Below are 23,895 nucleotides of genomic sequence, written 5' to 3' on the forward strand. Positions count from 1 at the left end.
TCGGCGTCATTGCCGCTATCGCTACAGAATACATTTGCTGCTGTCGCTTCGCTTTCGCACAGAAAACATTTGCCGTTGTCGCGCAGACAAACAATGCGTCCAGGAATCAGCTTTGTGTTATACAAAGCTGATTCCATGACATCCGCCGGAGGCTGCTTTACTTTAATCCATCAAAGAAATCTAGCTCAGACAAATCGGTCTCAAAGGCAAAGAATTCCTTGCTACCGATAAACAGCTGCTCGTCTTTCCTTGCTACAGGAACTACATGGAAGCCCCAATGATCTTCGCCTGCAAAGACGAAGAACTTTACTTCTCCATTCGTGATGGAGTCCGTCTCGTCCTGTGGGATTTTATCTTGATAATGCATCGCGATATTCTCATAAAGAACAGGCACATATTCCTCCTGACGATTAAAGTACGTGTATTTATACGATGTGTGATTGTCACTACCCGTTAGGAAAAACTCAACTTCTTTTACACCCCATGGGCGAGAAATCGTACCGTGAATTTGATTCAGTCTTTCTAAGCTACTAATGAGTAATTTTTCCTGACGATTATGTGTAAAGGCACTGACAGCATAAGGGACAACTGGCGCATGATTCGTCACTTCTGTTTCGATCATGCCGATTTTCTTAGCATTTAAATAACGAAGTGCTCCCCTTAAACAAGCAAGCTTTAACTCTGGAACTTTCCCAATATTTTCTGCCTTTTGTCTAAACTCAATGCTGCGTCCTGGGACAAATTCCTTTAAAGCCTCGCGAAATGCGTCTATTTTACAGGATTGTCCCGTTAATTTAATGATGGAGTAGTCACTTAGTATGCCATTCTCATAAAATTCCTCTAAAAACTCTCGCACGATATCATAAATATCCGCCTTTATGAGATGATTGATTTCTTTAATGTTGAAAAAGACATTTGGGAAATCATAAACTTCCTTAAATTGATTGTTTTCTACCAACGACAGGCACCAGCGGTCTACTGCTGTGACATTTAAATCACTATCGTGCTGCATATCGCTATCCGCGTAGAAACGACTTCTTAATATACCTGTTTTGCGGAAAAACTCCTTCTTCATCTCTTCTGCCATTTCCCATAAGAAATAATAATTATTGCGGACACGTAGGTATTCATCACGTGTGCGATTTTCATATTCTTTAAAGCGCGTAGGGATAATATTTTCGGCATCTACAAAGGCTTTTTCGAATTGCTCGTACACTGCTTCCACACCATGATCGTCTACAAATCGATAAATATCCTTACCTGGAATATCGATTAATGCATCGATATCATAATCATTCTTTCCTCGACTATAATAATTGGCAAAGACGATTTTCATAAATTGGAAAATACGATACGTAATATTGTTGCCTCCGAAATTCGTATCCCCATTTTCATAGGTAGTATGAATATCAATTTTGTAAGAAATATGTCCGTCCTCTATCCGAAACTTACAGGAAGAAAGGTCTGTTGTTCCGCCACCACAATCGATCACGAGTGCTTTATATTCCTTGCCATCGAGAAAACTATTATTCTCTATTTGATTGGCAATCGTATTATAAAGAACCGACATTCCTTCATCGAGAGCATGCTCCGTTTCAATCTGATATTCAGGTAAAATCGCACGAAACATATCTAAAAATTGTGTTTTCAGCTTAACAGGACTGGAAATATGTAAATGCTTAAAGCGACATTTAAATTGATGCTCTGCCATTCGAATAACATAAAGCATAAACTCTCTTATAATTTGGCTCCGTGGAACAAGTGCCGTATTCCCGTTAGCATCCATCACCTCTTCCAGCTTGGCATAATTACTAACCCAGCGTTTAATACCTTGGAATTTCGTAGCCAATGATGTATAGCTATTTTTTTTCATCATTTTTAATGCTTCATAACCAAAGTGATAGCCTACTTGATCTGCATTGGAGCAATCTGCCACAGTCATGACTGTCGGTACTACTTCAATCCATTCGTTTTGATGAAGTGGATCTGGAAATTGTACAAAATTAATGCTATTTAGCTGAATTCTGTTATTTAATAAATCATGACTACAAGGAGAGGACACATAATCACTCTCTAAATAGACACCAGCCGTTGTATTTGTTGTTCCGAAATCAATAGCAAGAATAGCATTAGTTGTTTCCAGCTGTTTTATTTCTAAATCTGGTATTGGCACCTTATAGTAATGAAGATTTGTTGGCGGAAGTGGGGTTTCCTGATAGTAAGTCTTAAAGATATATTCGGAATCTTGCTTTCTTAAAAAAATAAAGCTGTAGTTTTTATTATTTGTCTTCCGAATACCAATTGCTTGATCAGCTGCGAAATAATATTGATTTGGGACTTCGTCGTCTTTAAGGATATTAAGAATGCCGCAAAGATCTAGCTGCTCATTGACTAGTAGTACATTGGATTCAACAAGAAAGCCGCCTGTTTCAACGAAATACTGATCGGGTTTATCGATTTTCATCCCACTATATAAGCTCATTTTGGCAGGAATTTTAATGTCACCATTGTCAGACATCGGTGTTTTTAAATACTCTTGCATAGCCGCTTCTACTCGTTCAAAGCCACCATCCTTTTTTTCCCTAATAAGAGGGTTTTCTTCAGAGCCACGATATCTTAAAATCTTGTCGATTAACTCATCTCTTGTCAGTGTATTAATAAGCCCGGTCACAAGCTTTTCCTTATAGCAAATATTTCTAAGCTGGAAGGTTGTCATTTCCATTAATTCTACTCGTGTATAGGTCATATATTTCTTGTCTGTATTACGCTTATTGGCATACAGCTTATATGAATATTTAGTTGTCATTGGAATGCCTCCTCTGCCCTATTTAGTAAAGAGCTATTCGATCTAGCTTCATTGTTTCCTCTGCATCAATAATGCCGAAGTGATATCGCCAATAAACCTCCATATGAAAACCTATTGGCAGGAAAATTTCTTGGACAAGCCGGACCTTTCGCTCATTCTGTTCTGTCTGCTTTTGACGGATGTATACAAGCAGCTCATCCTGCTCCTCCGATTTCACATAAATCATGCAATTTTTAAAGAGCCTTTTCAGCGTATCCTTTAATAAGTAAATTTCTTCACCTGTCTGATAAAGTCTGAGCATATTTAGTGCAACTATTTCTTGCTCCTTTTTCGTAAAGGCATGCATATTGTCGCGTACCAATTTTCCACATACATTCGCTTCGATTTCTCTTAAAATAAAACGAATATAGAACTCTCTTTTATTCATGCCTTGCATACGATCAATTTCAGCTAAAAAATGCAATACGGTATCTAAAAGATAATTTCTAAACTCTAAATCTGAAGAATTATCTGGATGGAACAGACCATTAAAAATGCCGTAATAACGATAATACGGATTTACTTCAACATGCTGTTCAACATACTGTGCATTTAATAGTTGTGGACTAAGCTCCATATATGGTGAATAGGCTTCGGCAAGATGAAAATATATATCCTTTTTAGAAAGACCTTCATCCTCAGCTTTAATAAGCAAATCCCAAATATAGTTCATAGCCAAACACCTACACATTCATATTCGAAGAAATGTCGTTGTACTTCTGATACGAGGAAGCTCAAAATATCGTTTGCAATAAAGCTTCTCTCCTCATTCGCCTTAAACTTTAATAGCATCGTTTTTTTATGATTATTTTCTCCTATCATTTCCGTTAAGAAAGTGTTCACAGAATGAGTAAAGCTTGTTCCAGAATAGGCGTCCACTATTTCGATATCAACAAGCTCAAAGCTGTTAGCAGCCTCGAAGGAATTAATCATACGTGTAATTTCGCCCTTCGTTTTAACAGTAGCCGTATACTTGTTAGCAAATTTGTGTATAAAATGCTCAATTCTTCTATTTGATACAAGCTCATAATGTAATTTCCCAATTTTCTCATCTGCCATTTTTGCAATTTTGATTAGCTGCCAAACCCCCGACTTATCGCGGGGTGAGACAATTGTTAATTCATTGTCTGAGCGTTTAACGTAACGAACATTTTCCTCATCGGCCTCAACAAGATAGCCATGCTCGTTGCCGATTTTACGTATGGAAAGGACATGCTCATAATTCACCTTATCAATTGCAGGGATGGGAAAACCGACATTTTTGACCTCATGACGTTCAATATTCCATAACGGAACCATATTTAGGCGTTTTTTGTCCTCATACTCTTCTAAATCAACAATTATTTCAGTAATTTCAGCATTCTCATCTAAAGGTGGACAATCTACTAAATTGATATTAAAAAATTTATAAACGAAAGGATGATTAATCGTTTTCCATGGTAGGCCATTTATTTGGAAAAGCGGATATAGCTTGTTCATCTCTTGTAAATAATCCGTATTTTGGGTAAGGCTAACCTTTATTTCTACTTGTCCATTTGTCGTTACGAGCTTTCCACTAAAGAGTCGCTGCTTTGCAAGTAACTGTTGAATTTGCATGGAATCACATTCTAGAAATAATGTGAACAGTTCTGCAGATTCCTTGTTTTTAAACGCTTCAAGCATTTTTTTTATATTGATAGATTTACTTTCTAAATCAGCTGATCGCATCGGGAATAAGCATTCATGAATAGGGTCAACATCCTCCTTAGAACTTAGGGTCACGTAAATATCAAACCTATTCTCAACATCATCCATTTCGTTGAATATGCGCTCCTCGAGCCTATTGTTCATGTCATTCTGATAATCGATTAAATTTACAAAAACGCCACTGACAATATCCTTTAGCAGTTGACGTTGCTCTAAATCCTCTATTTTGCGTAACCGTTCAATCATGAGCTCTTTCATCAATTTATTTTCCCTCTTTCATCACTTCAGCATTAGATGGCTCACCGGCAGCTGTTCCTTCATTCGTAGGCGGCGCTGCATTATCAGCAGTTTGCGGTTGAGGAGGTGGATTCAATTTATCATTGGCATTCATAACCTTTCGCTCAAGACCTAAAACCTTCGACAGCAGCTCTGTCTCCTGATAAATTTCCTGTGCAAGTGTATAATATTCAATCGCTTTCCCAAACTCTTGACGTGCATAGCTCTGATCTCCACTTTTTTCTAAGCCTTCAGCCTTTAATTCCTTTTGGGCCTTTTTCAATTCAGCAATTTTAGCCTCTGTATCTTCTATTTTTGTCTTTATTTCAGGTTCGCCCGTATAGGCAATTGTCAGGGCTTTTTTTCTTGCCTTTTGATACGTTTCAAGAGCCCCATTGTAATCCTCTGCCTCGAATCGGAAATCTCCATCTTTTACAGCTTCAGCAATTTGTACAATAGTATCCATATTGGCGATTCTTTGTTCAACTACTTCTTTCCCAAAGTCTTTAATAAGCTTTCCTTCTTTTTTAGCCTTTTCATATTGCTCAAGCGCATCGTTAAATTTACCTTCTTCCGCTGCTTTATCTCCGTTGATAATCAAATCGGTAACCCTTAATTTTTTAGCTAGTAAATTTCTATGTATTGGATCCTTCAATTTTTTCGCCGCATTTCTGCCCTCACTATATTCCAACAGTGCCTTATCATAAGTTCCATCTTGAAAATACTGGTTTCCGCTCTTTTCATGATCTTTCATCTCTACGGTTAATTCAGCCATTTTTTTAGCTTGCTTCACCTGATAAAAAATCGTGCCTCCACCTACGACCAAAGCTAGCACTAATGCAGCTGCAATCATTTTGATGTATTTCATTTTTTTCTTATTTGTTTCCTGATAAACCTTGTTCGCAAATATAGCTGCGATTGTGTAATTATTGACGACTTTCTTTTGCCTACTTAACAGTATCTCTTCTAGTAAATCAATGTATTGTTCAGGCTCTTTTGCTTCTTCCAACGCATCGGCCATTTCAATTTCATTGACATCTTCCCAAAAGCCAGCTGTACAAAGCACTAGTACATCGTCATCCATTAATTTCATTTTCTTTGAAACAAAAGGCTGAAAATCTTTTGGTTTACCAAGATAATTTAATAAATTAGTTCTTTCCTCATGCTGGCTAATATCGAGCGAACGATTCCTAGTATTGACGATCTCTTGCGCTAAGCTTTGATCCGTGCTTTTATACGTTAAAGTACCATTCCGGAAATGATACAGCCTCGAATTTCCGGCAACTGCCACAATCATCTTAGAGTAATCTGAGACGACCATGACAATACTAGCCTTCAATCTTACCCTTAAGCTTTGAGCTTGAAGTATGTCTTGCGCATTTTTCAAATATTTTTTAATGCTTCTTCTAGACATGGATGGCTTTTCCATAAATTTTTCTAAAATTGCCTTCACAGCAAGCTCTGCACTACTTATTTCCTGATCAGAATCTAACCCTTTTATAGCTACCCAGCAGGCTACATCGTCCAGCTCTGTATAGGCAAAGTAATCTTTATTTTGCAAAAATGAGCCCGCTTCGGATAAAAAGCTTGTTTTAAAGTTGCTATTTTCCTTTCTCATGATTACTCCTCCTTATTTACTGACTCATTTAAAGACGACAAGTAAAATGATTACCATGTTTTTTCTAAAATAACGATGGTTGCATTATCTTGATTTTTTAAGCGTTTTTGTTCAACGGCCTTAATAATGTCTTGAGCAATATCATAGGGAGTCGCTTGCTGAGAAAGAATTTTCTCCATTTCAACCTCTGTTAAAGTATCATAGACTCCATCACTAAATAGACATACCTTGTCTCCTCTATTTAGCTGGATCGGACTTTTTCCTATATCCATATTTTTAAAGCCTTCATACCCTAAATAATTGATAAGTCTCTTTTTCAAAGGATTTTCCTGCACCTCAAGCTGAGATATTTCACCAGATATATATCGCTCAGTTAACACTGATTCAAAAATATGCTTTTGATTGATTGCCTTGAATTCTCCATTTCGAAAAATAGTTATGACACTATCTCCAACGGCTCCCCAGTGAAGAAATCCGTTATCATCAATAACGGCTGCCACTAATGTAGTCCCACCATTCGAGCCATTTAAATTTTCGACAATCATATGATTACTTGCAAAAGCGGCCTCCTTAAAAAATTTTTCTAGCGTATTTAGACCGCTAAGCTTTTTGAATTCTTCTATAAATGTATTGACAGCAACAGTGCTTGCCATCCTACCGTTGGCTAAACCACTGATACCATCTGCTAGGACAGCAATTGTTCCATTATTCGTTTCAGCTGTAGAGAAATAATCATCTTGCTCATCACGTCTGCCAATCGTTTGTCCATTTCCGATTTCTATTTTGTTTTTTTCATTTTGTTGCGCAAGCATGTTTCGAATAATTAATAAGGCAACGAGTACAACGATAAAAATAAGCGAAATTATGTATGGCAGTAGTTTCGGATCCATTTGTCATCATTCCTCACTGTTGTTGTTTTCCCATTCAAAATGAACACCACATAAGGGAATAAAAAGAAACATACTTCTGCCTAACTGAATAACATCATACGCCGCAAGCTCTGTTGGCGTATAAACCGCTTCATTGTTCAGATAAGCTAAGCCTGATGCATCTCCTGGAAGTAGATAAAAGTTTCTTTTTTTAGGATCATAAACAATGACTGCATGGTTTCGCTGAGAAATCGAATTATCTCCAACAATGCGAATGTGCATATCTTCTGCTCTACCAATAAAGTTTTTTTCCGATAAAATCCGATAGTCTCGCCCCATTTGTGGCCCTTCAATACAAACTAACCATCCCGTTACCGGATCAATGCCATCCATTTCTCCGAGATATGGCATTGTTTTATCATCTACCTCAGCTACAGCTACTTGCTGACCGCTTGGTCTTTGCTCCTGTTCCACCATTACATTGCAATATGGACAAACATTTCTATGTCTTCTTGAACTAAACATGTGACCATTCGTGCATCTAATCAAACTCATTTTCGCTATCCCCCGTCTATGTTACGAATTTACTTGTCTCTATTTCACTAAAATTCGCGTATTTGCTATGTATATCATGTCTCCATTACCGATTGGGTAAGGGTTTTCGTGTTGAATTCTATTTTTAACGCGCTTATGAGCTTTTTTTATACCAACACCATTTACTGAATCAATATCCTCTATGTACCATACGCCAGAAACATTGTTTAATACGGCATGTTCATAGTTGATAAGCGATTCATATTCTGTACCGCTTAAATCGATATCTGCCTTATTGTCAGCTGAACTTTTCCCAATAAGTAATGATGTTTGGTCATCTATCTCCCATTCATCTATTTCAGCTCCTCGATCATTGAGGAGAACTAATTTTCGAATTTTCTTGTTTGTCACAACATCTTTTTTATCTCTTGCTTCATACTTAACAGAGCCATAAACAATTGCTAGTATGACCAACATAAGTCCAATAATTGTTTTCAACATAAAATTCTGATTCATGACAAATACGTATAAAATGAAAAAGAAGGCGATGATGACAATAATGATATCCATAACTTTTATAATCATTTGTTTCTTTGCTTTTTCAGTGTATGTATCCGTTGAATTTTGACCATACATGGTATCACACTCCTTCATACTAGCTATGGCTTCGTTTTACTTGTTAAAAAAACGTTCAAATAAATCTGTTGTATCTAGTGGATTCTTCTTGGCATTCTTGTTAAGGGTAGATCCCATTTCTTTCGTTTTAGGATTAAAGCCAAAAAAATGCTCAAAGTTTTTTTCAATATTGCCCATATTAAAATCTGGCTTTTTTTCAGTAGCTTGTTGGCGTGTAGATTGTTTTTCATACGTCTGTCCATTACGCCAACTTTGACCAGCCCCATCTAGTTGAGCATCGTATGCTTCTCTTGAAGCCTGATCCTTCAGTACTTTGTATGCCTCTGTCACTGCTAAAAAAATCTTTTCAGATTCTTTGTTTCCACCGCTCACGTCTGGATGATGTTTTTTTGAAAGCTTTCGGTAAGCGAGTTTTATTTGTTCGGGTGTAGCATCTCTACTGACACCTAAAGTTTCATAATGCGTTTTCATGTTTTTCATCCCCAGTATTAGGATTATTCAAAATTATCTAAGGAACTATGAAAGTCCCTTAGATAATGTGGAGTTCTATCAAGCAACAATCTTAAACAGCGTAGCCGCCTTCGATTTTCGCCAAGTCTGTTTTGTCTTTCTTTTGCTTAATGAATAAGAAAAATTCACCAATACCTTCTGTGTCACCATACTGTTCTGAATAGTCAACAACGAAAGCATTTGGGAAATGAATTTTTCGTACTACTTGATCAGCAGAAATAACTTCTAATGTTACTTTACGGTAACAGTCAGCTTTTTCAGCTGGTACTAATGACCATAATCCTAATTTCATCGTATCATCAGAATTATCACCATCAGTTGCAGTAAGGATTTTACCTCTTACTTTTAAAGTTGCCCCTACATCTGTTGAACGTGCGTTAGAATCATTTGGCGTATCTGTTTCATACTGAACAGACATAATGCTATCTAACCCTAATTCAATTGCTTCTGATCCTTCTACTTTTAATACAAAACCCATTCTCAGTACCTCCTAAAATTTGTTTGAATCATCTCAAAAAATCGTTTTAGGTGAAGTGTATAACTAGTTGTATACATTCCTCCATGCCTAATGCAAAATACATGCAGCATAGAGAAATATGTAATGTTTTCACCTTACAATTAATGGAGGATTCTATTTATGTTAAAAGATTTATGAAAAAATCTTAAACATACGACTTAAAAAATTTTTTAGTGTATGTGTAAACTTGTTAGGCCTTAACAGCACTACTTGCCTTTGTAATCATAACTTCAAGATTCTTCACATTACCGTTAAACACTAGGTCAATCTGACATGTGCTTGTTTTTTCATCGATAATGTAGCCGATGTCATCTCCATCGTGAATAATGGAGTTTACATAGCCTTTCTCTTGAAGCCATTTGCTTTTTTGGCTACTTGGATTATTACTAAAGAATCGAACGATATTTTCATGCTTAAAGTCACCTGATTGGAATCGTAAAATTCTCTCAATATACGTACTAACTTGTGTTTTGTAGATGGAATCAAATCCATCTTCTTCCATTGCTAAACTTCTAGCTTTATACACAGTAATACGTTTAATATCTTTATCTTGCAGCTGCGCATTTTCAGAAGAGAATACAAAGCCAAAGCTTCTGCTGTTAATAGCATCTTTAATGTTATTAGTAAATCCTGAGATTTCTTTTGCCATTGTTGTAACGGCTTTAAGTGAGTTATCACCCGCTTCGATATCGAAACGTACACCAGGATAATTTCTTTGAACATTTCTGAACGAGTCTTTCAAATATTCTGGACATTGATAAGCTGAAACGATACCTGCTGCCACATAGCTAGCACCTACATAGACGCCCTCTATCCAAAGCTTTAGAATATCCTCTTTCTCTTTAGATAATCGTGCTCCATTTTCTGTTGTCTGCATTCTTGTATCAATGATCACACCAGATTTATCTTTAGGAATAATCGTGAAGTTCGGTAAACATGGTATCGCAAACTCACTATAATCTTTTCGAACAAGCACCGAGCATTTATCGATTAGGCGATCGATACCTGCAGTAGCAATTCCATTAAATGTCGTTTCTTCTTCCGCCATGAAGTTGAAGAAGATCTGTACTTTATAATCTTTCACAGTATCTAAAAGAATTGATAACGACTCCATTGTATTGCCTTCTTGCTTAGCCACTTTATCGTTCCCTTTAAATCTAGCTCTGCTTACTTTCATTTTTCCAGATGCCTCTAGTTCCAGAGAAGGAACAATTCCATACCAAACCGTATCTGTAAAGTCATTTTTGGAGTTAACTGTGTTTAAATACGTGCGTAATCGTGGTAGGTTATTACTTTTAACGAGCATATCTAACTTTGTGTTCGTTACTAGTAACGAAGGCTGCATACCTTTATTTTTAGTTGTATATTGATCAAAGTACATTTTTACGCCCAATAGCTTTTCCACTAATGGCTTCACTGTTTTTACAAATTCATCCTTAGCATCCTTATAGAATTCTAAGTATGTATTGTAATTTTGTACTTCTGTCTCTACATCAAATTCTGCCTTCACAGCTGGCAAAGGAGAGAAAGTTCTAACGACTAAATCTTTAACATAGGAGGATGGTGATTCTGTAATCGCCTCATAATCCTCTTCAAAAACTGTGCTCAAACCATAGTTACTATTTTCTTCAATAACCATTAGTTCTGAGCTATTATTTTGAGGTGCCTCAATGATTTTTAATTCACCATTATCACCGATAGATAGTGTCCCAATTTGTAATTTTTCAGATTCATCTTCATCCTGATTAACACCTAGCAATAGTCTTGTTTTAATATCTTCAATTGCTAAAGGAAGCATCGCCATGACATTGTTGTAATTTCGACTCGCTACTTCAAACATCAGGTTTAGCTTGTCCCCTGTATCCAATTTTTTTGGATCGTCGTCATCTAATTTGTCATATTCACCGTATAGGTAATGGATTTCTTTTCGGACTTGTCGAATATCGTCCATAACCTTTTTAGGAGAGATCATATCAAGCAAATTTTCAAACTTAAAATCAACATTCGCAATGCCCTGACTTCTTTTCGTATCGATAAGTGTAAATAGCATTTTTAAAAAATCATTATTTTGGTCAATGGCTATTTCAGAAATACAGTCATCTTGAATTCCTTCTGGTTTTTTTAATGTATACATAACCTTTTGGTTCGCAGCATTGTAGAATGAATAAACCGTTGGAGAAAACTTGTCTAAAAATTCATCGAAGCTTTTGACAAGAAGATATTCATTCATTTCTTTGATCTTTTCATCACTAAGGCTGTCAATCCCTTTTACATCTCCAACCAGCGTAATTAAATCCATTTTTTCAGGATTAATTTCCTCAAAGAGCATGGTTCTGTTTGTTTGACTAATAATCTCCATTCAGTCGGCCGTATGATTATACAGCCATCCCTCCCTTTTGTAACAAATTTCGAGTAAGCATAATCTTCAGCGAGTAACAATTAAAAATTCACTATTTAGTCATAAAATGGTAACGTAAGATAAAGAATTTACAGTTAGTAAAACTAGAATTGTATTCTTACCTCCTACTTCTACATCACTGAAGACATTATGTATCACAAAGTAACTATACAATATCTAATTTTATTGTCAATATTTACATATGAATATTATGTAAAATAAATGTATTTAATTGGGTGTATGGTAAAAAATAAGCATCGAGAAATTTATGATATTTTAACGAAAAAAGTGTCTGTATTCGTTTTATTTTACTAAAAAAAACAGCCTATAGCGTATTTTTAATACTCCATATGCTGCTTCGTAAGCACCTACCTTTAACCACAAAATGATAATATAGAATCACATCACCTAAATTATTGGTCAGTTTGAATTATTTTCCTTAAAATAGTTCCTTATCCTATTGACAATATCTTCAATAGTAATGACTAACTTCATATATTTTAGTGAAGAACATCTTTTCTTCGCTTGCACGGCCAGCCCCCACATGATAGTTTGAGATAAAAGAGTACTCACCTTATGATTGTATTTTCTTACATTCTTAATATTATCCTCTATCAACCGCTGCGATATATCAGGTGGAATAACATTTGTCAGAGAATAATAAAATGTTGCTGCTAAACTATAAACATCTGTATATACACCTTGCTCAGATATAGTCGAATATTGCTCAAGCGGAGAAAATCCCGGACTAGTAAATATTTGATAATTTTCATCTGTTTTATAAAAAGTCGCAGAACCAAAATCTAGTAAGAATGGATTACCTTCAGAATCAATCAAAATATTATTTGGTTTAATGTCACGATGGAGTATGCCTTTCTTATGTAAATAGCTTAAAGCATCAATAAGAGGGAGAAAAATAGTAGTGTATAAATGATCCCTCTCATTAATGGGATAATCCTTTAAATATTGATCCAATAACGTTCCTTCATAATACTCCATAATGATATAAATCGACTCATTTTCTTCAAAGTGGTCCATATATTTGACCAAATTACGATGATTTATTTGCTGCATAATTAACGCTTCATTTAGAAAAATAGCTTTTAATTTCCAGAACTTCTCCTTTGATGAAGGTAAACGATTAACGACTGTTTTATTATCTAAATCCCGTAAAGCTATATCATTTGGAAAGAACTCCTTAATAATTACCTGATTCCCTTCATAAGTATTTTCTGCACGATAAACAAAGGACAATTTACTACTAGCAATAACTTCTTTTATTTTATATGTATCGTTCAAAACGCTATTTGCCGGTAAGCCCAACTCAACTTCAGTCGCTTGCATTTTCGTTCTATCATCCCTTTCAACATTTGAATTATGAACAATTTATTACATTTTTAATATGAAATATAATTTTTTTAGATCACCTTCATAACGTGTAGTTGATTACTGTTCCGACTGTAGGCTTCCAATTCACTTCACTGTAGCGTCTCGGATCAACAGATAATTTTTGCACGAAAGCGTAGTGCTGCCGTAGCGACCGCAACAGGGTTTTTCTGCATTGATTGCGACTCGGCTTCGGATTTAGGGTTTTAGCCGTGCGATTGCGACTCGAATGCGGCTTCAGGGTTTTTCCGTGCGATTGCGACTCGAATGCGGCTTCAGGGTTTTAGCCCACCGTTAACGACGCGGCAGCGCAACAGGATTTAACAAACCTATAGCACGCGGCGGCGGCTTCAGGATTTTAGCAGACCAATAACGATGAGGCTGTGCAACAGCACGAAGTATGTCACGAAGGCATCCACCATGTTAAGTTATGATTCGTTATTTTAACTAAAATACAAATTAATGTAAGTATATCAATATACACCCTTTTATTAAATAGTTATCTTTTAATAGATTTACATCGAATAGTGGGGGTAGGCACAATGTGAAACCGTTGCGTTCTTTTTTCCTGCCACATTGCTGGTTCTATCCATCTTTTTGATGGTTTTATCCATCGCTTCGCCTGTTCTATCCGTCGCTCTCGATTTTCTTTCCGTCGCTTGGACCATTCTTTCCGTCTCTTCGGATCTTCTTTCCGTCACTCCCATTTCTTTCCGTCGTCTTGGCCCTTCTTTCCGTCACTCTCGACTTTCTTTCCGTCGCTTGGACCATTCTTTCCGTCTTTTCGGCTCTTTTTTCCGTCGCTCTAACTTCTTTCCGTCGCCCTGGCCCTTCTTTCCGTCGCTCTCGACTTTCTTTCCGTCGCTTGGACCATTCTTTCCGTCTCTTCGGCTCTTCTTTCCGTCACTCTAATTTCTTTCCGTCACCTTGGTCCTGCTTTCCGACGCTCTGATTCCTATCCGTCGCTTGGACCATTCTTTCCGTCTCTTCGGATCTTCTTTCCGTCACTCTAACTTCTTTCCGTCGCCCTGGCCCTTCTTTCCGTCGCTCTCGACTTTCTTTCCGTCGCTTGGACCATTCTTTCCGTCTCTTCGGATCTTCTTTCCGTCACTCCCATTTCTTTCCGTCGTCTTGGCCCTTCTTTCCGTCACTCTAATTTCCATCCGTCGCCTTAGCCCTCCTTTCCGTCGCTCTAATCTCTTTCCGTCACCTTGGCCTTCTCTCCGTCACTCTCAACCTCCTTTCCGTCACCCCAGCTCTTCTTTCCATCGCTCTGTCTCCTCCCCGCCACTTTGCTATCAAAAAAAAGAATAGAAAAAAACGTCCAACAAGTACTTAAATACTCATTGGACGCTATGGTAGTTAATTATGCTTTTTGGTAGCGAAGCACAGGTGTACGAGCAGCGCGTGTTTCGTCTAAACGAGATACAACTGTTGTATGTGGTGCTTCTTGTACGATTGATGGATTTTCTTCTGCTTCTTTTGCAATTTGGATCATTATATCGCAGAATGCATCTAATGTTTCTTTTGATTCCGTTTCTGTTGGCTCAATCATTAACGCCTCTTCCACATTTAACGGGAAGTAAGTTGTTGGTGGATGGTAGCCAAAGTCTAACAGACGTTTTGCGATATCTAAAGTACGAACGCCAAGTTTCTTTTGACGACGACCTGATAATACAAATTCATGTTTACAATGACGGTTATATGGTAGATCGTAGAATGGCTCTAAGCGACGCATCATGTAGTTTGCGTTTAGTACAGCGTATTCTGTAACAGCTTTTAGGCCATCTGGACCCATTGTACGGATATAAGTGTATGCACGTACGTTGATACCAAAGTTACCGTAGTAAGGTTTAACACGACCGATTGATTGTGGACGGTCGTAATCGAAGTGATATGTTCCTTCCTCTGTTCTTACTAAAACTGGTTTTGGAAGGAATGGAATTAAATCTGCTTTTACACCAACTGGACCAGAACCTGGGCCACCGCCGCCGTGAGGACCTGTAAATGTTTTGTGTAAATTTAAGTGTACGCAGTCAAAGCCCATATCACCAGGACGTGCTTTACTCATAACTGCGTTTAAGTTTGCACCGTCATAGTATACTTTACCGCCAACAGAGTGGATAAGCTCTGCCATTTCGATAATGTTTTCTTCAAATAGACCAAGTGTATTTGGATTTGTTAGCATTAATGCCGCTGTATCAGCACCAACTACTTTGCGTAAATCCTCAATATCTACTAAACCATTTTCATCTGATTTAACAGTGATAGTTTCAAAGCCTGCAACAGTTGCCGATGCTGGGTTTGTACCGTGAGCAGAGTCAGGAACGATAACTTTATTACGATGACCTTCACCGTTTGCTTCATGGAAAGCACGAATCATCATTAATGCTGTCCATTCACCATGTGCACCTGCCGCTGGTTGTAATGTCACTTCATCCATACCTGTAATTTCAACTAATGAAGTTTGTAGATCATAAAGAAGCTCCATTGCACCTTGAACTGTTGACTCATCCTGTAATGGGTGCACATTTGCAAAACCAGAAATTCGGGCAACTGCCTCGTTAATTTTAGGATTATATTTCATCGTACAAGAACCAAGAGGGTAGAAGCCAGAGTCCACACCGTGGTTTCGGCGAGAAAGTGCTGTATAGTGACGCATAATATCAAGCTCAGATACTTCTGGTAATTCCGCTGCTTCCACGCGTACTAAGTTTGCTGGCAGTAAATCTGCGAGATCAATCTCTGGTACATCAAGTGCTTCTAAGCTGTAACCTACGCGACCTTCTTTGGAAATTTCAAAAATGAGTGATTGATTTTCGTTATGCATTAAGAGCCCCCATTTCCGCAACAAGTGCATCAATTTCTTCTTTCGTGCGTAATTCTGTTACAGCGATTAGCACGTGATTTTTAAGAGAGTCATATGTTTGACCTAAAGGATAACCACCGATAATACCTTTTTCAATTAAGCCTTTATTAATTTCTTTCACACATTTATTTGTCTTTACAACGATTTCGTTAAAGTGTGCACCTTGGAATGCTACTGTGAAGCCTGCAGCTTCAAAGGCATTTTTAGCATAGCGAGTTTTCGCAATATTTTGCATAGCCATTTCACGAACACCTTGCTTACCAAGAGCAGTCATTGCTACAGAAGCGGCAAGTGCAAGAAGCGCTTGGTTCGAACAAATATTAGATGTTGCTTTATCACGACGAATATGTTGCTCACGTGCTTGTAATGTTAAAACATAACCACGACGTCCTTCACCGTCTACTGTTTCACCAACAAGACGACCTGGAACTTTACGCATTAGCTTCGTTGTTACTGCAAAGAAACCACAGTGCGGACCACCGAATGCTTCAGAAATTCCAAAGACCTGTGCGTCCCCTACACAAATATCAGCACCTAGCTTACCAGGTGGTGTTAAAACCCCTAGTGAAAGTGGATTTGCAGATACGACAAATAAACTTTTTGCTTCATGTGCAATATCACCAATTACTTGTAAGTCCTCTATTTGGCCAAAGAAGTTAGGATATTGTGCAATAACAGCTGCCGTATTGTCATCCATTAGTTCCTTTAAAGCTTCTACATCTGTTACACCATCTTTTTGTGGAACAGTAACAATTTCAATGGATTGACCGTATGCATATGTAGCAACGACATCGCGATACTCAGGATGAACTGCCTCAGATACTAAAATTTTCTTACGGCGCGTATGTCCAGCTGCTAGCATCCCCGCTTCCGCTAATGCCGTTCCTCCATCATACATAGAAGAGTTTGCAAGATCCATACCTGTAAGCTCTGCAATCATCGTTTGGAATTCAAAAATTGCTTGTAATTCCCCTTGTGAAATTTCTGGTTGATATGGAGTATACGCTGTATAAAACTCTGAACGAGAAATAACATGGTCCACGATAATTGGTTTATAGTGGTTGTATACGCCTGCACCTAAAAACGATACGTTAGCATTTGTATCTTTATTTTTCGCAGCAAGTGCCGTTAATTCTTTTAATAAAGCTGATTCAGATTTTGCATCTTTAATATCATATAGGCCTTTAAAACGTACTTTTTCTGGAATATCCCCAAATAACTCATCAACTGAGGATACGCCAATTACGTCTAACATTTCTTGTTTATCTTGCTCCGTCATTGGTAAATAACGATGTTTCATAAATGTAGGTCCCTCTTTTCAACTTTTATTTTGAACGTTTGTAAAACGGTGTTTCAACTGTTACTACCTTTAAGTGCTTACCACGAATTTCGATTTCTAATTCAGTTCCAATAGTTGCGAATTGGCTGTCAATTAATGCGTGACCAACATTACGTTTAGAGGAAGGAAGCTGTGTTCCTGTTGTCACTTCACCGATTTCCTTACCATCCTTAAACACTTTGTAGCCATGACGAGGAATTCCCTTATCAATCATTTCAATACCTACAATTTTACGTGACAGTCCATTTTCTTTTTGTGCCGCTAATGCATCATGACCATTAAAGCCCTCTTTATTTAACTTCACAGCAAACCCAATACCAGCCTCTAGAGGTGAAATTGTGGCTGATAGCTCTTGCCCGTATAATGGAAGACCTGCTTCGAAACGAAGTGTATCACGGCAACCTAGACCTGCTGGTACAACGCCTTTGTCTTTTCCAGCCTCTAAAATTGCATTCCATAAAGCTTTAATATCTTCTGGAGATCCGTATAATTCAAAACCATCTTCCCCTGTGTAACCGCTACGAGATACTAATGCTTTATGACCAGCAACTTCAACGTCTGCTTGGAAACGGAAGTATTTAATCGTTTTTAAATCAGTGTCTGTTAACGTTTGAAGAACCTCTTCTGCTAATGGACCTTGAAGGGCAATTTGTGCATAAGCATCTGATTGATTGTCGATCGTTACATCATATTGATGTTGATTTTCCATCATCCAATCATAATCTTTTTCAATATTTGCCGCATTTACGCACAATAAATAATGATTGTCTGCTAATTTATACGTTAATAAATCATCGACAACGCCACCATCTTCATAGCACATTGCATTATATTGCGCTTGACCTACTGCAATTTTTGAAATATCATTTGTCAAAAGATTTTGTAAAAATTCTAGTGAATTAGGTCCAGTTACTAAAATTTCACCCATATGTGATACGTCAAATAAGCCAGCACGATTACGTACTGCATCATGCTCTTCTTTAATAGAAGAGAATTGCACTGGTAATTCCCATCCGCCAAAGTCGATTGTTTTACCACCATACTTTGCATATTCTTCAAATAGAGGTGTACGCTTTAATTCATTCGTCATTATTTTTGCCCCCTTAATGGTAGTTACATTTTTTACTGGTAGTAGTTCGTCTGCTTTTTATAAGTGCAATCATGCTTCCCCTGTTTGTTCATTCAATTAAGGAAAAAGAACTAGCAACATTAGGCAAAACATTTAGACATAAAAAAAGACAGACGAACCCCTTTTCGGGATTCTCTGTCCTTAAACCTGAAAGTTACACCAGACTGGCTCGCATACCTACAATGCCAAACAGCCGGCTTTCCCCTTTGGTGGCTGTAGTACTACAGCTCTCTCCAGAGTTGCGTCTTGTACGAGTCCTTTTACCTGAGAGATTCATAACATTTTGTTATTTGCTCCTTCGGTGACGTCTACACGTGCTCTCCCCGCACAATCATCCGCCCAAGATTCATCTTGGTACTATTTAGTATTCAATGAACATTTAGTTACTTATTTGTCTATATCCTAACATTAATTGCATTGAAAAGGCAATCATTTTTTAATTTATATAAAAACACGAACGTTTAAATAATTTATTTTAATTAATGTTCGCCTTTCAACCTTTTGACTTGGAATACTAAATACTCAAGAATTTGGCGGAGTGTTCTGCCCTCTGTTAACACTTGTATATGTCCTGTTTCACGATAGAATCTTCTTCTGTAATGATACAGCTTCTCTAGCTCCTCTTTCGTTGAACTTTGTACAATTGGTCTGTTCTGATCATGCTGTATTCGTTTGTATATATCTTCGAATGTCGCATCTAAAAAAAACACGAGCCCACTGCGTCTCATTATTTTTCGATTTTCAGCATTGATTGCAACGCCACCACCTGTTGAAATAATACAAGCTTCGTCCCGGAAATTTTTCAAAAATTCTGTTTCTATTTCTCGAAAGCGTACTTCTCCGTATTTTTCAAATATTTGTGGAATTGTCATTCCCTGCTGCCGAACGATCTCATGATCCATATCATAATAAGGCATCTTTAACAAATAGCTTAAACGTCTTCCTAACGCACTTTTGCCGGAGCCCATAAAACCAACTAAATATATTTTTCGCATTCGAATCACCTTCTTATAACTACGATTCTACACTGTCTGACAAAATTTGTCCTAATAAATTTATCGTAGCTCGAATATTCAGCTTTTCTAGGTCATTATATGTTCGAAACTGAATCTCATAAGACGTACAATACGTTAGAACAAAAGTAGTTACAAAAAATAATAATGCAATTGCGATTAAAAATATAGCCCCTCTGTCACTTTTCAATAACTGGAACATAGAAAGTTCGCTCCTTTTTGATACCACTTGGAAGTTCAACAGCTACTGTTAACATATCTTTTTCAAATTGGAACTGACATTTGTTAATACCAATTAGCATTGGTACATGACCACCATTTACTTGTTCACGAATTAAATTGCTATAACAATCAATATTATGAATAGTATTCCCTTTCTGGAAGGTTATTCTCTTTTGGTCTTGTCGAATCGTAAATGAAGAAATATCATTTAAATACATATTCAAATCATAAACAAAAAGCTCCCACTTCGATTGTTCATCAGATAGTACGGTTGTTTTCATTTCTGCAAACCACAGCATAATGAACACAACAAGGTGTGCAATAAGCACAAAAACAACTAATTGAAATATCGCTTCTACTAATGTATAGCCTCGTTCATTCATCGACTTCACCTGTCAGTTGTATACATTTTTTACGTAATTCCCGTAAGTTTTGAAAACTTACACATATCCCCTGTCCATTCATAGACCATTGGAAATCTACATTTTCAACGGTATTAGTGCCTTCAGTTTGCTGTAAGTAGCGATAACGCTTTAAGCCTTCATAGGCGGTTTCAGCTGCGATAACTTCTAACTTCTTGTTATAAAGAGTCGACTTCATCATGTAGCTGATCGGTATTAAGGTCGTGCATAATAACATAACAATGACTATTGATAAAATCGTTTCTACAAATGAATAACCAGATTCATTCAACTCTCGATCTCCCTCGTCCTAACGTAATCACAACCTTTTTAGTACCTTGAGGCGTTTTAAAATAAACAGTCCCTGGGGTCATGACGTTTCCATTGTAATTGTATATAATCGTGTTAATTGAACTTGAAGAAAGAACGACCTCAACCCCTTTTGGAAAAGGTCGCTCATATAATTCTGTATAAAAATCCTTTTTAATGATATATCTTTTTGATGAGCCCTCAAACTTTATCGAAATGTATTCTCTTTTGTGCATACTATACGTTTGTATATATTGTATATCTAATTGAATTTGTGTGAAAAATCGCTCAATCTCCCTAGTCTCCTCAGCTTTAACCGAGTACTTTATGACAATCGCTGACAAACACATAACGATGAATAATACACTGAGCATTTCAACAAACGTAACACCACGCTCACTTTTTATAGTATCCATCAGTTACCAGAGCCATTATTAGAAGAAATCAATCGTACCTCTCCATCATTAGTAATCATTATCTCTTCTTTATTAGGACAGGTCGTTTCACCCTTCTTTAAATAACCTTTTTCCACCAGATTTTCAATTGTTGGATAAGTCATAAAATCTACGCGATATGCCTCTACCTGCCCCTGCACCATAGAGATATACGCTTTACAGCCCTTCTCATCGACGGTGGCAAAATGTTTCGTAACATTAGGGATTGTTATTAAAATTAATACACTAAAAGTATATTTTTAAACTATTTAACGTTTCAATGAATGTATTAAAATATCGCTTTTCTTCTATATAAAAGAACAATAATTAAGACCACCCATCACGGAGTGGTCTTTTCTATTAAACAGCCTTACCAATTGTTCTAAGTATCTCCAAAAATAAAGGTGACATCTGAATCAATACATAACCTAATCCAGCGTTCATAATTGTATTCCAAGCACGTTCACTGTTTCCGAACATAAAGAAGAAACAAGCTCCAATCATAATCACTGAAGCAACAGGGAAAGAAATTGCTACCATTACTTGAATCATTGGATCTAAAATTGTAGCTAACATTTCTAATGATTTATCTGCAATTATTCCAGTCTGTTGAGGAATAGTAGTAATAGGAATTGTGGAAGGCATTTGGGCCATTACTGGTTCTAATACAGGTTGTTGGATAGGAACGTTTATAGGTATGTTTGTGGAGGGATAAGTAGCATTGAATTTATTGAACATAAATAATCCTGTACCAACAGCAGTAATTGCTGGTACCGATGCAGCAATGGCTACATGTTTTAAAGTTGCATATTTTTCATCACCTTCGAATCGATCCGAATAATCCGTGTACTCACTTACAGGTACTACCTCAGTTTTAATACGTCTTTTAAACATCTATATTCCTCCTCAATGAATATCGTTTATTGTGTACACCTTGCACTTTAGCCCTCCACAGGATTCTTCTAGTTGTTTACGTCTTAACTCAGTTGTGGTAAGCCAAACAACAGTTGGATAATAGCCCATCTGTTTAACCAGGCTATCCATTAACAATTTGTATCGTTTAATCTTTTCACGGTTTTCCTTCATGGTTTGTAGGTTATCTACTTCAAGAAAGTGTTGAAATCCATTTCTTGAAAACATGCCGTCCACAATGATACTTGTAGTACCATCAGATATTTTCACTTCATTCTTCCAATCCCTCGGACATTTGTAAAACATCCAGAATTCGTTACGCATGATGGTGTGTTGTACATGCCCACCTTTTTTACGGACCTTATCACACTCAACATATAGACGGCCTAAATTGTTGAGGTAATAAATCGTTTCGTAACCATCCCGAATGGATGATAGATAGCTTGATAAATTGTGGAGGACCCTATTTGTATTTCGCTTCTTTCCTAAATTGAAATATCTACTGAGTTGATCACGCGTCATAAAATCAAACTTCTTCAAAAGTAACAGTATGCTCTCGTCTCTCGATGATAGCTGTTTCTTCAACGCGCTCCCCTTTCTCAATAATGTGAGGTTGAATAGTATCGTGGATTATTTGTGGTGTTATTAGTAAAGTTTGTAGTGTTTCTCGTTTATCGGCTGTTTGATAAATAGCGCGGCCTTTAATCATAGGTAATGACTCAGCCCCTTCTGCATCCAGTACAACCCTTGAAGCAACTGCCGACTGTACTCTAAAGCATAGCTTTGCATCTGCATTTTGCTTAACCTGTCGTGGAATTACATCACCTACGGGGTATTGTGTAGCTACGACTAAACGGAATCCAAGTCCAGCGCCTAGCCTTGCTATTTGACTCATGATTGTTTGACATTCTTGCTTTAATAATTTTTCATCACGTGTAACAGATTCAGAAGCGTTTAACTCCCCTACCTCGTCAATGACAACAAAGTAACGTTCTTTGATTCCTGCCTGCTGTACGTTTTTCTTTCCTAATCGCTTTAATTGACGTTGAATATCGCGCATCTTGTCATATGCCATCTGTAAAGTGTGGAGGGCCTCATACGGCTCGTATGCAATGGAAATGGTCTGTTTTATATTTTCATAGTCACATAGTTCCACTCCGCCTTTTAGATCGATTAAATAAAAGTGAACATAATCAGATTGCGAAGTAATCAAACTACAAATCGTAGAATTAATGAAATTACTTTTGCCGTATCGTGTAGCGCCGCCAAGGACTAGATGTGGCACCAATTCAAAGTCATGATACTTAAACTCGTTCATTGCTCTGGCGACACCTACTGGCACTCTCCAACCTTCACCTGTAATGAATGGTACTTCTTTTGCCAATGGCTTATCATACACCCTAACGATTAATAATCCATCGTAGGATAGCTCAATTTCCTTTTGTTCAGTCAGCTTTGCCTTCCACAGTTTTTTTAGTTGCAGAAGAAGATCGCTGTCTAATCTTAATTGACGTAAGTCATTGAAGGTTACATTTTTGCGACGATTATTCAATCCATCTTCAAATACCTTTTGCTTGGCTTCATAATCACTGAATGAACGACCTAAAGGAATACGGTACTTATATTCCCATCCCCATTCAAACTGTTTTTTCTTAACAAGTTGTGTGGTTAATGTATCTTTACCATCTCGGACATTCAATCCGGACAGCGACATGATCCGCTGAATCTTCCCGGAATCATTAGAAGAAAGTCCTTTATGTTTCGAAAATGCTTTTAAAGCAATTCCACCCATTAGCGATGTTGTTAAAATTTCAAACAGCACACTTTCATCCTTTCTTAAATTAATGAGCGTCACGGTTATCTTACGTAGTAAGAGTTGCTTACATCGAGCAATTAAAAATAGCACTCAAACTATTGATACAACAGCATTTCATATATGCCCACTTCAATACTCGTATGGCATTCAATTAGGCACCATATCGGGTATAGAAA

The 23,895-nt window shown here is 37.2% G+C and carries 23 protein-coding genes and 1 riboswitch; all 23 genes read right to left on the reverse strand.

Features of this window, described 5'->3' with window-relative positions:
• Positions 1–157: 157 nt before the first annotated feature.
• The 23 genes from MY533_RS14045 to MY533_RS14155 all read right to left on the reverse strand — a co-directional run bounded on the left by MY533_RS14045 (position 158) and on the right by MY533_RS14155 (position 23,725).
• Positions 158–2,806, reverse strand: coding sequence for an acetate and sugar kinases/Hsc70/actin family protein (locus tag MY533_RS14045; RefSeq protein ID WP_248716463.1), 2,649 nt, complete (start codon positions 2,804–2,806; stop codon positions 158–160).
• Positions 2,807–2,828: 22 nt separating this feature from the next.
• Positions 2,829–3,524, reverse strand: coding sequence for an iron-dependent peroxidase (locus MY533_RS14050; RefSeq protein WP_248716464.1), 696 nt, complete (start codon positions 3,522–3,524; stop codon positions 2,829–2,831).
• The gene (locus MY533_RS14055; RefSeq protein WP_248719215.1) at positions 3,515–4,789 is read right to left on the reverse strand and encodes a normocyte-binding protein; all 1,275 of its coding nucleotides are present in this window, start codon (positions 4,787–4,789) and stop codon (positions 3,515–3,517) included. Before MY533_RS14055 ends, MY533_RS14050 begins: the two co-directional genes overlap by 10 nt.
• Before the next feature lie 4 nt (positions 4,790–4,793).
• A complete protein-coding gene (locus MY533_RS14060) occupies positions 4,794–6,425 on the reverse strand; it encodes a serine/threonine protein phosphatase (RefSeq protein ID WP_248716465.1) in 1,632 nt (543 codons plus the stop codon).
• Positions 6,426–6,475: 50 nt separating this feature from the next.
• Positions 6,476–7,315 (reverse strand): PP2C family protein-serine/threonine phosphatase, encoded by an 840-nt coding sequence (locus tag MY533_RS14065; protein WP_132356717.1) that lies wholly within the window; start codon positions 7,313–7,315, stop codon positions 6,476–6,478.
• Positions 7,316–7,321: 6 nt separating this feature from the next.
• Entirely contained in the window at positions 7,322–7,849 is a 528-nt protein-coding gene (locus tag MY533_RS14070) for an FHA domain-containing protein (protein WP_142507236.1), read from the reverse strand.
• Between the two features lie 39 nt (positions 7,850–7,888).
• Entirely contained in the window at positions 7,889–8,464 is a 576-nt protein-coding gene (locus MY533_RS14075; RefSeq protein ID WP_248716466.1) for an FHA domain-containing protein, read from the reverse strand.
• 36 nt (positions 8,465–8,500) lie between these two features.
• Positions 8,501–8,935: a J domain-containing protein gene (locus MY533_RS14080; RefSeq protein WP_248716467.1), complete on the reverse strand. Its 435-nt coding sequence runs from the start codon at positions 8,933–8,935 to the stop codon at positions 8,501–8,503.
• Positions 8,936–9,026: 91 nt separating this feature from the next.
• Complete coding sequence (locus MY533_RS14085) at positions 9,027–9,452, reverse strand: membrane-associated protease 1 (protein ID WP_132356721.1); 426 nt, start codon at positions 9,450–9,452, stop codon at positions 9,027–9,029.
• A gap of 229 nt (positions 9,453–9,681) precedes the next feature.
• Positions 9,682–11,850, reverse strand: a complete 2,169-nt coding sequence (locus MY533_RS14090) for a transcriptional regulator (protein WP_248716468.1) — start codon at positions 11,848–11,850, stop codon at positions 9,682–9,684.
• A 459-nt stretch (positions 11,851–12,309) separates the two neighbouring features.
• Complete coding sequence (locus tag MY533_RS14095) at positions 12,310–13,233, reverse strand: serine/threonine-protein kinase (RefSeq protein WP_248716469.1); 924 nt, start codon at positions 13,231–13,233, stop codon at positions 12,310–12,312.
• 1,046 nt (positions 13,234–14,279) lie between these two features.
• Entirely contained in the window at positions 14,280–14,438 is a 159-nt protein-coding gene (locus MY533_RS14100; RefSeq protein ID WP_248716470.1) for a hypothetical protein, read from the reverse strand.
• Between the two features lie 203 nt (positions 14,439–14,641).
• On the reverse strand, positions 14,642–16,105 hold the full coding sequence (gene gcvPB, locus MY533_RS14105; protein WP_132356726.1) for an aminomethyl-transferring glycine dehydrogenase subunit GcvPB: 1,464 nt from the start codon (positions 16,103–16,105) through the stop codon (positions 14,642–14,644).
• On the reverse strand, positions 16,098–17,444 hold the full coding sequence (gene gcvPA / locus MY533_RS14110) for an aminomethyl-transferring glycine dehydrogenase subunit GcvPA (RefSeq protein ID WP_248716471.1): 1,347 nt from the start codon (positions 17,442–17,444) through the stop codon (positions 16,098–16,100). The genes gcvPB and gcvPA overlap by 8 nt, the downstream gene beginning before the upstream one ends.
• A gap of 25 nt (positions 17,445–17,469) precedes the next feature.
• The gene (gene gcvT, locus MY533_RS14115) at positions 17,470–18,573 is read right to left on the reverse strand and encodes a glycine cleavage system aminomethyltransferase GcvT (protein ID WP_248716472.1); all 1,104 of its coding nucleotides are present in this window, start codon (positions 18,571–18,573) and stop codon (positions 17,470–17,472) included.
• A gap of 281 nt (positions 18,574–18,854) precedes the next feature.
• Positions 18,855–18,947, reverse strand: a riboswitch (glycine riboswitch).
• 144 nt (positions 18,948–19,091) lie between these two features.
• Positions 19,092–19,607 carry a shikimate kinase gene (locus MY533_RS14120; protein WP_248716473.1) on the reverse strand — a complete coding sequence of 172 codons (516 nt, stop codon included), beginning with the start codon at positions 19,605–19,607 and terminating at the stop codon, positions 19,092–19,094.
• A 197-nt stretch (positions 19,608–19,804) separates the two neighbouring features.
• Positions 19,805–20,230 carry a competence type IV pilus minor pilin ComGF gene (gene comGF / locus MY533_RS14125; RefSeq protein WP_132356731.1) on the reverse strand — a complete coding sequence of 142 codons (426 nt, stop codon included), beginning with the start codon at positions 20,228–20,230 and terminating at the stop codon, positions 19,805–19,807.
• The gene (locus tag MY533_RS14130; protein ID WP_248716474.1) at positions 20,223–20,540 is read right to left on the reverse strand and encodes a hypothetical protein; all 318 of its coding nucleotides are present in this window, start codon (positions 20,538–20,540) and stop codon (positions 20,223–20,225) included. Before MY533_RS14130 ends, comGF begins: the two co-directional genes overlap by 8 nt.
• Entirely contained in the window at positions 20,533–20,973 is a 441-nt protein-coding gene (comGD, locus tag MY533_RS14135; protein ID WP_248716475.1) for a competence type IV pilus minor pilin ComGD, read from the reverse strand. Before comGD ends, MY533_RS14130 begins: the two co-directional genes overlap by 8 nt.
• Positions 20,973–21,155 (reverse strand): competence type IV pilus major pilin ComGC, encoded by a 183-nt coding sequence (locus tag MY533_RS14140; protein WP_371873262.1) that lies wholly within the window; start codon positions 21,153–21,155, stop codon positions 20,973–20,975. The genes comGD and MY533_RS14140 overlap by 1 nt, the downstream gene beginning before the upstream one ends.
• Positions 21,156–21,351: 196 nt before the next feature.
• A complete protein-coding gene (locus MY533_RS14145; RefSeq protein ID WP_248716476.1) occupies positions 21,352–21,885 on the reverse strand; it encodes a hypothetical protein in 534 nt (177 codons plus the stop codon).
• Between the two features lie 12 nt (positions 21,886–21,897).
• Entirely contained in the window at positions 21,898–22,425 is a 528-nt protein-coding gene (locus MY533_RS14150; RefSeq protein ID WP_248716477.1) for a replication-relaxation family protein, read from the reverse strand.
• A gap of 4 nt (positions 22,426–22,429) precedes the next feature.
• Positions 22,430–23,725: an FtsK/SpoIIIE domain-containing protein gene (locus MY533_RS14155; protein ID WP_248716478.1), complete on the reverse strand. Its 1,296-nt coding sequence runs from the start codon at positions 23,723–23,725 to the stop codon at positions 22,430–22,432.
• Positions 23,726–23,895: the final 170 nt, after the last annotated feature.

It is taken from the genome of Lysinibacillus sp. Ag94, assembly GCF_023242215.1.
Taxonomy (GTDB): Bacteria; Bacillota; Bacilli; order Bacillales_A; family Planococcaceae; genus Lysinibacillus.

Coding starts and splice junctions, on each gene's coding strand:
- MY533_RS14150 (WP_248716477.1), bottom strand. CDS start 22,425: ATGACGCGTGATCAACTCAGTAGATATTTCAATTTAGGAAAGAAGCGA.
- MY533_RS14045 (WP_248716463.1), bottom strand. CDS start 2,806: ATGACAACTAAATATTCATATAAGCTGTATGCCAATAAGCGTAATACA.
- MY533_RS14075 (WP_248716466.1), bottom strand. CDS start 8,464: ATGTATGGTCAAAATTCAACGGATACATACACTGAAAAAGCAAAGAAA.
- MY533_RS14060 (WP_248716465.1), bottom strand. CDS start 6,425: ATGAGAAAGGAAAATAGCAACTTTAAAACAAGCTTTTTATCCGAAGCG.
- MY533_RS14120 (WP_248716473.1), bottom strand. CDS start 19,607: ATGCGAAAAATATATTTAGTTGGTTTTATGGGCTCCGGCAAAAGTGCG.
- MY533_RS14055 (WP_248719215.1), bottom strand. CDS start 4,789: ATGAAAGAGCTCATGATTGAACGGTTACGCAAAATAGAGGATTTAGAG.
- MY533_RS14145 (WP_248716476.1), bottom strand. CDS start 21,885: ATGTTTAAAAGACGTATTAAAACTGAGGTAGTACCTGTAAGTGAGTAC.
- comGF (WP_132356731.1), bottom strand. CDS start 20,230: ATGAATGAACGAGGCTATACATTAGTAGAAGCGATATTTCAATTAGTT.
- MY533_RS14090 (WP_248716468.1), bottom strand. CDS start 11,850: ATGGAGATTATTAGTCAAACAAACAGAACCATGCTCTTTGAGGAAATT.
- comGD (WP_248716475.1), bottom strand. CDS start 20,973: ATGGATACTATAAAAAGTGAGCGTGGTGTTACGTTTGTTGAAATGCTC.
- MY533_RS14085 (WP_132356721.1), bottom strand. CDS start 9,452: ATGGGTTTTGTATTAAAAGTAGAAGGATCAGAAGCAATTGAATTAGGG.
- MY533_RS14100 (WP_248716470.1), bottom strand. CDS start 14,438: ATGGAAATTAGAGTGACGGAAAGAAGGGCCAAGACGACGGAAAGAAAT.
- gcvT (WP_248716472.1), bottom strand. CDS start 18,573: ATGACGAATGAATTAAAGCGTACACCTCTATTTGAAGAATATGCAAAG.
- MY533_RS14080 (WP_248716467.1), bottom strand. CDS start 8,935: ATGAAAACGCATTATGAAACTTTAGGTGTCAGTAGAGATGCTACACCC.
- MY533_RS14065 (WP_132356717.1), bottom strand. CDS start 7,315: ATGGATCCGAAACTACTGCCATACATAATTTCGCTTATTTTTATCGTT.
- MY533_RS14070 (WP_142507236.1), bottom strand. CDS start 7,849: ATGAGTTTGATTAGATGCACGAATGGTCACATGTTTAGTTCAAGAAGA.
- gcvPB (WP_132356726.1), bottom strand. CDS start 16,105: ATGCATAACGAAAATCAATCACTCATTTTTGAAATTTCCAAAGAAGGT.
- MY533_RS14095 (WP_248716469.1), bottom strand. CDS start 13,233: ATGCAAGCGACTGAAGTTGAGTTGGGCTTACCGGCAAATAGCGTTTTG.
- gcvPA (WP_248716471.1), bottom strand. CDS start 17,444: ATGAAACATCGTTATTTACCAATGACGGAGCAAGATAAACAAGAAATG.
- MY533_RS14140 (WP_371873262.1), bottom strand. CDS start 21,155: ATGGTGCAGGGGCAGGTAGAGGCATATCGCGTAGATTTTATGACTTAT.